Origin of the sequence: Pseudonocardia sp., from assembly GCF_025965585.1 — a bacterium.
Classification (GTDB): Bacteria; Actinomycetota; Actinomycetes; order Mycobacteriales; family Pseudonocardiaceae; genus Pseudonocardia.
Genome location: NZ_JAOPWR010000370.1, coordinates 1 through 6588 on the forward strand (window position 1 = coordinate 1; position 6588 = coordinate 6588).

General features: G+C 73.2%; 8 protein-coding genes. 3 read left to right on the top strand and 5 right to left on the bottom strand.

Going from position 1 to position 6588, the window contains the following annotated elements:
• The 3 genes from JWR81_RS22665 to JWR81_RS22675 all read right to left on the bottom strand — a co-directional run.
• Nucleotides 1-183 (bottom strand): hypothetical protein (locus JWR81_RS22665; RefSeq protein WP_297656611.1); only part of this gene is annotated, 183 nt, incomplete at its 3' end.
• A 184-nt stretch (nt 184-367) separates the two neighbouring features.
• The gene (locus tag JWR81_RS22670) at nt 368-1549 is read right to left on the bottom strand and encodes a malic enzyme-like NAD(P)-binding protein (protein ID WP_297656614.1); all 1182 of its coding nucleotides are present in this window, start codon (nt 1547-1549) and stop codon (nt 368-370) included.
• A gap of 198 nt (nt 1550-1747) precedes the next feature.
• A complete protein-coding gene (locus JWR81_RS22675; protein WP_367278831.1) occupies nt 1748-2068 on the bottom strand; it encodes a S26 family signal peptidase in 321 nt (106 codons plus the stop codon).
• A gap of 89 nt (nt 2069-2157) precedes the next feature.
• On the opposite strand from JWR81_RS22675, the gene sodN reads away from it, so the two are divergent.
• Entirely contained in the window at nt 2158-2562 is a 405-nt protein-coding gene (gene sodN / locus JWR81_RS22680; protein WP_367278833.1) for a superoxide dismutase, Ni, read from the top strand.
• A gap of 89 nt (nt 2563-2651) precedes the next feature.
• On the opposite strand, the gene JWR81_RS22685 is transcribed toward sodN, so the two are convergent.
• Complete coding sequence (locus JWR81_RS22685) at nt 2652-3155, bottom strand: helix-turn-helix domain-containing protein (RefSeq protein ID WP_297656620.1); 504 nt, start codon at nt 3153-3155, stop codon at nt 2652-2654.
• Between the two features lie 86 nt (nt 3156-3241).
• Here JWR81_RS22685 and JWR81_RS22690 point away from each other — a divergent pair, with 86 nt between their 5' ends.
• Nucleotides 3242-4705, top strand: coding sequence for an MFS transporter (locus JWR81_RS22690; RefSeq protein WP_297656623.1), 1464 nt, complete (start codon nt 3242-3244; stop codon nt 4703-4705).
• A gap of 212 nt (nt 4706-4917) precedes the next feature.
• On the opposite strand, the gene JWR81_RS22695 is transcribed toward JWR81_RS22690, so the two are convergent.
• Nucleotides 4918-5283 (bottom strand): metalloregulator ArsR/SmtB family transcription factor, encoded by a 366-nt coding sequence (locus tag JWR81_RS22695; protein WP_297656626.1) that lies wholly within the window; start codon nt 5281-5283, stop codon nt 4918-4920.
• Nucleotides 5284-5303: 20 nt separating this feature from the next.
• Between JWR81_RS22695 and JWR81_RS22700 the strand changes: the two genes are divergently transcribed.
• Nucleotides 5304-6332: a cation diffusion facilitator family transporter gene (locus tag JWR81_RS22700; RefSeq protein ID WP_297656629.1), complete on the top strand. Its 1029-nt coding sequence runs from the start codon at nt 5304-5306 to the stop codon at nt 6330-6332.
• Nucleotides 6333-6588: the final 256 nt, after the last annotated feature.

Here is a 6588-nt window from a genome sequence, read left to right on the forward strand (position 1 = left end):
GCCGCCGAGCGCCGCCTGCCGGGAGCGGCGGAGGTCGGCGCGCAGGACCGCGTCCGGCAGGCCGTCGGCGTCGGGCAGCAGCGCGTCGCCGACGGGCGCCGGAGGCACCACCCGGACGCCGTTCGGCTCGGTCACCGGGTCCTCCACCGGGCCGTCGCCACGGCAGTGTCCGAGCTCGTTCACGGCATCTCCTACTGCATGGGGCGTCATGCTTCACCCGGCTCAACGACGCCGTCAGCAACAAGATCTGGCCAATGTTCCCGATCGGCCTACGCCGCCACGAGTGAGTGAACCCCCTGGTCAGCACGCTGAGTGACGATCACGGCCGTTCGAGCGGGAAGCTGCAGGAAGCGACCCCAATTGGAGGTCACTCCGAGTCAGGACGCTCGTCCGAAGCGTCCGAAACCGCCTGCGACACGGCGGGTGCGACACGCGGGTCGAACGGGCTCGGAACGATCCGGTCGGCGGCCAGGTCGTCCCGCGCGACGGCGAAGATCGCCTCCGCCGCGGCCAGCTTCATCGCCTCGGTGATGCGCCGCGCGCCCGCATCGAGCGCCCCGCGGAAGACCCCGGGGAACGCGAGCACGTTGTTGATCTGGTTGGGGAAGTCGCTACGCCCCGTGGCGACGATCGCCGCGTGCCGTGCCGCCACGTCCGGGTGAACCTCGGGGTCGGGGTTCGACAGAGCGAACACGATGGCCTCGGGCGCCATCCGGGCCAGCAGCGCCTCGGGCAGCTGCGCGCTCGACAGGCCCACGAACACGTCGGCGCCGGTGAGCGCCTCGGCTATGCCGCCGGTGACACCGCGCGGGTTGGACTCCACGGCCAGGAGCGCCTTCTCTCCGCCCCGGTGCGCGTCGAGCACGCCTCGGGAGTCGAGCACGACGACGTCGCGAACACCCGCGGCCAGCAGGATCCGCGCGCACGCGACGCCCGCGGCGCCCGCCCCGGAGATGACGACGCGCAGTCCGGCGATCGGACGGTCCTGCACCGCGGCGGCCCCGCGCAGGGCGGCGAGCAGCACGATCGCGGTGCCGTGCTGGTCGTCGTGCATGACGGGACAGTCGAGCGCCTCGATCAGCCGCCGCTCCAGCTCGAAGCAGCGCGGAGCCGAGACGTCCTCGAGGTTGACCGCGCCGAAGCTCGGCCGCAGCCGAACCATGGTCTCGACGATCTCGTCGACGTCGGTGGTGTCGAGCACGATCGGGATGGAGTTCAGACCGCCGAACGCCTTGAACAGCGCCGACTTGCCCTCCATCACCGGTAGCGCGGCCCGCGGGCCGATGTCGCCAAGGCCGAGCACCGCCGTCCCGTCGCTGACCACGGCGACGAGCCGGTCCGCCCACGTCCACCGCGCGGCGGCGGTGCGGTCGGCGGCGATGGCCCGGCTGACCTCGGCCACTCCGGGGGTGTAGGCGACGGCGAGGTCGCGGGCGTTGCCCAGCGGCGCCGTGAGGCCGGTGGAGAGCTTGCCGCCGCGGTGGGCGTCGAAGATCTCGGCCGAGGTCGGAAGGGTTTCTGGCAGTGTGCGATCGGGGACGATCGTCATGACGGGAACTCCAGGTGCGGGTGCTCGGGCGTGTGCTCGCCGTGCACCGGGGGCCGCGGTGTGGGCCCTGAGACGGTGCCGGACGGCCTCTCGCGCATCGGGCCGCAGGATCTCGCGACCGGACCGCGGATGCGGCTGTCGGGTACGCCGGTCAGCGTAGCGGGACGACCGGTCCGGGGCCCACCGACGCGAGCCATCTCACCCTGCGGGATCCGGGCCAGCTCCTCGGAGCCGTCCGGGACGCGGGTACAGGCGCAGCCGCACCACTCCCACCACGTGAGCGGCTCCCAGGCTGCGGGAGTCGGTCGAGCCGTCGGGGTTGTCGCCCAGCACCCACCAGCCGGCGCCGTCGGGGCGGGTCGCGCGCTTCACCGAGAGCTGTCCAGGACGCTCCGACCAGCGGACGAGCACCACGTCACCGGGTGCGGGCGACGCTCCGAAACGCGCAAGGACGACGTCTCCGTCAGCCAGGGTCGGCGACATCGAGGGGCCACGGATACCCACTCTGCGCCACCGCACACGTCCTCCTCGCCACGCTGCTGTCCGAAGTGGCCGGGAGTAGTGTCGACCCGGCCAGAACGATCACCAACCAGGGAGGACCCATGCGGATTCTGTCCCGCATTCTCCGCCCGCAGCTGGAGGCCACCGCGCACTGCGACCTCCCCTGTGGCGTGTACGACCCCGCGCAGGCCCGCATCGAGGCCGAGTCGGTCAAGGCCATCCAGGAGAAGTTCCAGGGCAACGAGGACCCGTCCTTCCGCGCCCGGGCGATCGACATCAAGGAGCAGCGCTCCGACCTGGTCAAGCACCACCTGTGGGTGCTGTGGACCGACTACTTCAAGCCTCCGCACTTCGAGAAGTACCCCGAGCTGCACGGGCTGTTCAACAAGGCCACCAAGGCCGCGGGCGCCAGCGGCACCAAGGCGTCCAACGACCCGAAGACGGGTCAGGAGCTGCTCGACCTGATCGCCCAGATCGACAAGATCTTCTGGGAGACCAAGGCGGCTGCCTGATCCAGGCCCGCCGAAGCGGCGCCGACCAGCGGGAACACCTCCCGCCGGTCGGCGCCGTTTCGCGTTCCGGGCCGAGGAGACAGCGCAGGCTAGCTCTTCGCGCTCGCGCTGTTCGCGCTCGCGACGGTCTCCTCGAGACCGACGTCATGGCCCGCGGCGCACCGCAGGGCCACCCCGACCTCGGCACCGCACCCCGCGTGGCTGAGCCGGATCGGACCGCCCGGGACGTCGGAGAGATGGGCGTCGCCCCACTGCATGAGCGCGACGATCACCGGGAAGAGCTCGCGTCCCCGCTCCGTGAGCACGTACTCGTTCCGGGTGCGCCTGCCGGGCTCCCGGTAGGGCTCCAGGCGCATCACACCGCTCTCCACCAGCTGCTTGAGCCGCGTGGCCGCCGCCGCCTCGGTGATGCCGGCGCGGTGCGCGAGGTCGTCGAACCGGCGAGCGCCGTAGTAGGCCTCCCGCAGCAGCAGCATCGCCGACCGCGTCCCGACGACGGCGAGCGTCCGTTCGATCGAGCACACGCCGCCGGCGCTCCAGGCGTCCCGGTCGGCCAGTGCTCCGGACAGGGTCAGCGCGTTCGTCGACGTCACGCCACCCATCCTACGACCTGGCTTGCTTCTTGTTGAGTCAGCTCGTAGCGTCTGGCTCAGGTCGAGTTGAGCCAGAGGAGTTCACCATGACGGACACGGTGCTCGACGCGGCGCCCCGCCCCACCCTGGTCCTGGTGATCGTCTCGGCCGCGGCGTTCCTGTCGAGCCTCGACCTGTTCATCGTCAACATCGCCTTCCCGGCGATCCGCACGGCCTTCCCCGGCACCGACCTCGCGCAGCTCTCCTGGATCCTCAACGGCTACACCGTCGTCTTCGCCGCGTTCCTCGCCCTCGCCGGGCGCCTCGCCGACCGCTACGGGCACAAGCGCGTCTTCCTCGTCGGACTGGCGGTCTTCACCGTCGCCTCCGCGGCCTGCGCCGCCGGACCCACCGTCGGGGCGATCATCGCGGCGCGGGCGGTACAGGCGGTCGGCGCGGCACTGGTGATGCCCACCTCGCTGTCGCTGTTGCTCACCGCGTTCCCCGCCGACCAGCGCACCCGCGCCGTGGGCACGTGGGCGTCGATCGGCGCCGTCGCGGCCGCACTCGGCCCGCCCATCGGGGGCCTCCTGGTCCAGGCGTCCTGGCACTGGGTGTTCCTCGTCAACGTCCCGGTCGGCGCCGTGGCGCTGGTCGCCGGGGCCCGGGTTCTGCGCGAGTCGACCATCGCCCGCATCGGTATGCCCGACCTGCTCGGTGCCGTCGGCCTCATCGTCGGCGTCGGGGCGTTGGCCTGGGCGTTCGTCCGGGCCCCCGACACCGGCTGGACCGACCCGGAGGTGCTCGGCGGCATCGCCGTCGCGATCCTCGGGCTCGCCTGGGTGGTCCGGCGCGCCCGCCGCCATCCCGTGCCCGCGCTCGACCTCACGGTGCTGCGCACCCCGGCGATCGCGCTGGCCGGGCTCGCGATGCTCGTCTTCACCGCGGGCTTCGCCGCGATGCTGGTGGTCAACGTGCTGTTCCTGACCGGCACCTGGGACTACTCGACCCAGCGCGCCGGTCTCGCGCTGGCGACGGGACCGCTCGTGGTGGTCGTCGTGTCCCGGCTCGCGGGACGGCTGTCGAACCGGATCGGCATCGGCGCGGTGGCCGCGCTGGGCGGCACCTCCTACGCGCTCGGCACCCTGTGGTGGTGCCTGCGGCTCGGCACCACCCCCGACTACCTCACCGGGATGCTGCCCGGCTACCTCTGCACCGGCCTGGGCGTCGGGCTCATCCTGCCGACGCTCTCGTCGTCGGTCGGGGCCGCGCTGCCCGCACACCAGTGGGGCTCGGGATCGTCGCTCATCAACACCGCCCGCCAGATCGGGGCCGTCCTGGGTGTGGCGGTGCTCGTGTCGATCATCGGCTCGACGACCACCGGGCGACCGCAGGACATGGCGCTGGTGCGGCACGGGTGGACGATGCTCGTGGTCACCGGCGCCGCGACGGCGGTGGTGGCCCTCGCGCTGGCTGTGCTCGAGCGGCGGGAGCGGAACACCACCGCTCCCGAGCCGGCCGACCGGGCCACCACGGTCGTGGTGCGGGCCACCGTGGCCGACAAGGCCTGAGCCGCCCCCTCAGGGGCGGTGGTCCACCAGCACGCCGCCCGCACGGGCCTCGAGCGGAGAGGCGACGAGCGGACCGAGCCGCTCCTTCGTCCACGCGCCGCGTTCGCATCGGCGCGGTCGGGGCCCGCTGCGGTGGTGGAGCCGATACTGCCGCAGCCGTACGGCGCCGCCACCGGCCGAGCGGGTGACGGACGTGCCGCGCGCACGGGGTCTCAGTCGTGGTCGGGCACCCCGGTGACGACGTGACCCGCGGCCTCCAGGGCCTCGGCGAGCAACCGGCGCACGTGGCCCCCGCGGGCCCGGTAGACCGCGCGACGCCCGTCGCGACGGGTGGCCACCAGTCCGGCGATGCGGAGCTTGGCCAGGTGCTGCGACACGGCCGGTCGTGCGGCCCCGATGGCCTCGGCCAGGCCGGTGACGTCGTACTCGGCGCCGCACAGCAGCCACAGCAGCCGCAGCCGGGTGGGGTCGGCCAGCATCCGGAACGACTCGACCGCCGCGTCGACGTGCTCGGCGGGCGGCAGCTGCTCCCAGCGCCCCGTGTCCTCGGCGACATCGGTGTTGTCGTGTGCGTACATGAGCACGTATTGTGGCCGTCATGAGCACCGCAGCGCAAACCGGTCACGGCCACGGGCATGGTCACGGCCACGGACATGCGCCTGCCCACGAGGTCCCGGCCAACCCGGCCCGCCGCCTGTGGAGCAGCGTTCGGCACCTCGTGACGCCGCACAGCCACGACTCCGCCGACCGCGTCGACGCCACGATGGAGGCGTCGAAGGACGGCATGCGGGCGCTGTGGGTCTCGCTCGCCGTGCTGGGCGTGACGGCGGCGTTCCAGGGCGTCGTCGTCGTGATGTCCGGGTCGGTGGCGCTGCTGTCCGACTCGCTGCACAACGTCGCCGACGCGCTGACCGCCGTGCCCGTCGGCATCGCGTTCCTCATCGGACGCCGGCCCGCCACGCGCCGCTTCACCTACGGCTACGGCCGCGCCGAGGACGTCGCCGGGGTCGTGGTGGTGCTGGTGATCCTCGCCTCGGCCGTGGTGGCCGGGTACGAGTCGATCCGCCGCCTCGCCGAGCCGTCCGACGTCCGCTTCCTGTGGGCCGTCGCGATCGCCGGGCTGGTGGGCGCGGTGGGCAACGAGATCGCCGCGCAGGTCCGGCTGCGCACGGGGCGGCGCATCGGGTCCGCCGCACTGGTGGCCGACGGCCTGCACGCCCGCACCGACGCCATCACCTCCGCCGCGGTGCTCCTCTCGGCGGGCGGCGCGGCACTGGGCTGGCGCTGGGCCGACCCGGTGGTCGGGCTCGCCATCACCGCGGCCATCGCCACCGTCACGTGGGGCGCGGCCAAGCAGGTGCTCGCCCGCCTGATGGACGCCGTCGACCCGGCGCTGGTGGAGCAGAGCACCGACGCCCTGCGGCACGTGGACGGCGTGGTCGGGGTCGACCGCGTGCGGCTGCGCTGGATCGGCCACACCCTGCGCGCCGAGGTGGACCTGTCGGTGGCGCCCGGCGTCACCATCGAGGACGCCCACCGCACCGCGCACGAGGCCGAGCACCGGCTGACCCACGCGGTGCCGCGCCTGACCGCGGCCACGGTGCACACCCACCCGGCCGTGCTCTGACCGCCGTGCTCTGACCGCCACCACCGGCAGGTGGCCCACGTCCAGCTCCTCGCGTCCGGCCAGGTCGGCGCAGCGCCGGTGCCGCGCACGGCGGCGTCGAGCGTTGCGAGGTCACGCTCCCGCTCGCCGCTACACCCGTAGCCCCCACCGATCCGTTCGTCGATGCCCCCACCACCCGGGGCTCGCACCGCGTTCGGATCGGCACGAGGCATTAGGGTCCCTCGCGTGTCCTCGGGTCGAATCTTCCTACTGCGCC

Coding starts and splice junctions, on each gene's coding strand:
- JWR81_RS22700 (WP_297656629.1), top strand. CDS start 5,304: ATGAGCACCGCAGCGCAAACCGGTCACGGCCACGGGCATGGTCACGGC.
- JWR81_RS22670 (WP_297656614.1), bottom strand. CDS start 1,549: ATGACGATCGTCCCCGATCGCACACTGCCAGAAACCCTTCCGACCTCG.
- JWR81_RS22695 (WP_297656626.1), bottom strand. CDS start 5,283: ATGTACGCACACGACAACACCGATGTCGCCGAGGACACGGGGCGCTGG.
- JWR81_RS22690 (WP_297656623.1), top strand. CDS start 3,242: ATGACGGACACGGTGCTCGACGCGGCGCCCCGCCCCACCCTGGTCCTG.